Here is a 3,075-nt window from a genome sequence, read left to right on the forward strand (position 1 = left end):
GGATCGAACGAGGCAGTACGTGTCGCTAAAACCCTCTCGGCCGAGCATCCGGACTGGGTGATGCTCTACCAGTACGGGAACCCGGACAACGCCATGGCGCACTACCAAGGAACTGGTCCAGAGATTCTCTCGGATCTGCCGACGGTCACTCACTTTGTGGCCGGGCTCGGCACCACGGGGACATTAATGGGTGCGGGTCGGTTCCTGCGCGAGCGGGTGCCGGACATCCAGATCGTCGCGGCCGAACCTCGATACGGCGAGCTCGTGTACGGCCTGCGCAACCTTGACGAGGGCTTCGTTCCCGAGCTCTATGACCCTTCCGTGTTGACGACTCGCTACTCCGTTGGTCCCCGCGAGGCGGTTCGTCGGACCCGCGAGCTGTTGTCCGAGGAGGGGATTTTCGCGGGTATCTCCACCGGTGCGATCCTGCATGCTGCCCTCGCCATGGCGGCGAAGGCGGTGAAGGCCGGCCAGCGCGCTGACATCGCATTCATCGTCTGTGACGGTGGGTGGAAGTACCTGTCCACGGGGGCGTACGAGGGTACGTTGGAGGAAGCCGAGGATGCGCTCGACGGTCAGCTTTGGGCATGATCAGAACGAAGTGGCCAACCATGTGGATCTTGGCGACGTGACCTACCTCATGCTCGCGAGCCACTCGCGTTGATCAGTAGATCGCGCACGTAAACTGTGAAAATGTCAGAGGCGCCAATTGGGATTTTCGACTCGGGGGTCGGTGGGCTCACCGTTGCGCGCGCCATCCTGGATCAACTTCCCGACGAGGCAATCCTCTACGTCGGCGACACCCTCAACGGTCCTTACGGTCCGCTGCCGATTCCGGAGGTTCGCCTCCACGCGCTGAACGTTATGGACCATCAGGTCGAGCTCGGCGTCAAGATGTTGGTCATTGCGTGCAACTCGGCCAGTGCTGCCGTTTTGCGGGACGCTCGGGAACGGTACGACGTGCCGGTGGTTGAAGTCATCCATCCCGCAGTCCGCCGCGCAGTTCGCACCACGCGCAGCAACCACGTGGGGGTCATCGGTACCCGAGCCACCGTCACCAGCGGGGCCTATGCGGATGCATTCGCTGCAAATCCACGGCTGACCGTTGTGCAGCAGGCTTGCCCTCGTTTTGTCGAGTTCGTCGAGGCTGGTGTGACGGGTGGGGATGAGCTGATCGACGTGGCGCACGAGTACCTCGACCCAGTCGTTGCGGCAGGCGTCGACACCCTCGTGCTCGGTTGCACCCACTACCCAGTGCTGACGGGATTGATCCAACACGTCGTTGGCGATGAGGTGAGTCTGGTCTCAAGTGCCGAAGAGACCGCCAAAGACGTTTACTCGACTTTGGCGCAGGGAAACATGTTCCGGAGTCCAGATCTGCCCCCGCCAGCCCACCGATTCATCGCGACGGGTGACCCCGATGAATTCGCACGAATCGGCCGCAGGTTCCTTGGCCCAGAGATCGACATAGTTGAAGCCATGAACGGAGACAGAGGATGAGACTGACGGTCGTGGGAAGCGCTGGATCGTTTCCCAACAGCGATGCCGCGGCCTCCTGTTACCTGCTCGAACATGACGGCCACGCCATCTTGCTCGATCTGGGAAGCGGCTCGATCGGTCCTCTTCAGCGCTATCGTGGGTTGGACGCCATCGACGGCATCGCCATCTCGCACCTGCACATCGACCATTGCTCCGACCTCGGCTCGATGCACGTCGCTCGTCGGTATAACCCCAAAGGCCCACTGCCGCAGGTGCCCGTGTTCGGACCGGTCGGCATCTCCGAGCGCATGTCTGCCCTCTACGGACTGGAACCCGGCGAGGACATGTCGGCGGAGTTCGATTTCCACGAGTACGCCGGACAACCGTTTACCGTTGGGCCGTTCACGATTAGCGCGTTTCCGGTGGTGCATTGCATCACTGCGTTCGCTATCAAGGTGGCGGCCGGTGGTCGCACCCTCATCTACTCCGGTGATACCGCGCTGTGCCCGGAGCTCATTGACGCCTCTGTCGGCGCCGATGTTGCGCTCTACGAGGCGTCCTACTTGTCAACCAACGACAACCCGCCGGACATCCACATGACTGGCCGCGATGCCGGTGTGGCTGCCAAAAAAGCCGGCATTCCGCGGTTGGTGCTGACCCACTTGGTGGCCTGGACCGACAACAAGGCCGTGGTCGCCGAGGCGACCGAAGAGTTCGGTGCCGCGGTTCAGGTTGCCACTCCAGGTTTGACCATCGACATCTGATTCCGACGCTGGTTCGCCGGCTGGGCAGTCAAGACTGCCGAGGGGGCAACCTGCCTGAAGAACAAGCTAGCGAAGAAGCAACCCGACGAGAGGTGCGACAAGTGGCGCGAAGTGACGGACGTGGAGCCGACGAACTGCGACCAGTCAGGTTTCACCGTGGCTGGCTTGATCACGGCGAAGGTAGCTGCCTGGTCGAATTTGGCCGCACCCGAGTGTTGTGCGTTGCATCGTTTACTCCCGGCGTTCCGCGCTGGCGCAGGGACACCGGCTTGGGCTGGGTCACCGCCGAGTACTCGATGCTGCCTCGTTCGACCGACACTCGCGGTAGCCGCGAATCGGTCAAGGGCAAGCAGTCTGGTCGCACCCAGGAAATATCGCGCCTGATCGGGCGCTCGCTACGCGCGGCCCTCGACGACACTGCTTTGGGAGAGAACACCATCCAGATCGACTGCGATGTCCTGCAGGCCGACGGCGGCACGCGTACCGCAGCAATCACCGGCGCCTACGTGGCGCTTGCCGACGCGCTCGAGTGGGCCCGGGACCGCGGCCATATTGCTGCCGGGTCCAAGCCATTGATCGACTCGGTTGCCGCGGTCAGCGTTGGGATCATCGACGGGCAACCTCGCCTCGATCTGCACTACGACGACGACGTGAGCGCCCAGACGGACATGAACGTCGTGATGACCGGCGGCGGCAAGTACGTCGAGGTCCAAGGCACCGCCGAGGGCGAGCCGTTCGAGCGTGCCCTACTCGATGAGTTGCTGGAACTTGCTGCTGCCGGCTGTGCGGAGTTGACCCAGTTGCAGGCGTCGGCCTTGGCTGAGTCGCTTCG

The 3,075-nt window shown here is 62.8% G+C and carries 4 protein-coding genes; all 4 read left to right on the top strand.

Annotation, left to right across the window (positions count from 1 at the left end):
• Positions 1-591, top strand: a 591-nt coding sequence (locus KAZ48_11605; GenBank protein ID MBP7973436.1) for a pyridoxal-phosphate dependent enzyme, incomplete at its 5' end; no start/stop codon positions are given.
• A 96-nt stretch (positions 592-687) separates the two neighbouring features.
• On the top strand, positions 688-1,500 hold the full coding sequence (locus KAZ48_11610; GenBank protein ID MBP7973437.1) for a glutamate racemase: 813 nt from the start codon (positions 688-690) through the stop codon (positions 1,498-1,500).
• Positions 1,497-2,243 (top strand): MBL fold metallo-hydrolase, encoded by a 747-nt coding sequence (locus tag KAZ48_11615; protein MBP7973438.1) that lies wholly within the window; start codon positions 1,497-1,499, stop codon positions 2,241-2,243. Before KAZ48_11610 ends, KAZ48_11615 begins: the two co-directional genes overlap by 4 nt.
• A gap of 101 nt (positions 2,244-2,344) precedes the next feature.
• On the top strand, positions 2,345-3,075 hold a 731-nt coding region (gene rph / locus KAZ48_11620), incomplete at its 3' end, for a ribonuclease PH (GenBank protein MBP7973439.1).

This window comes from Candidatus Nanopelagicales bacterium, assembly GCA_018003655.1.
Lineage (GTDB): Bacteria > Actinomycetota > Actinomycetes > S36-B12 > UBA10799 > JAGNDY01.

What these genes read in the sequence shown, in the direction of transcription:
- KAZ48_11615 (MBP7973438.1), top strand. Translation starts at nt 1,497, where the DNA reads ATGAGACTGACGGTCGTGGGAAGCGCTGGATCGTTTCCCAACAGCGAT.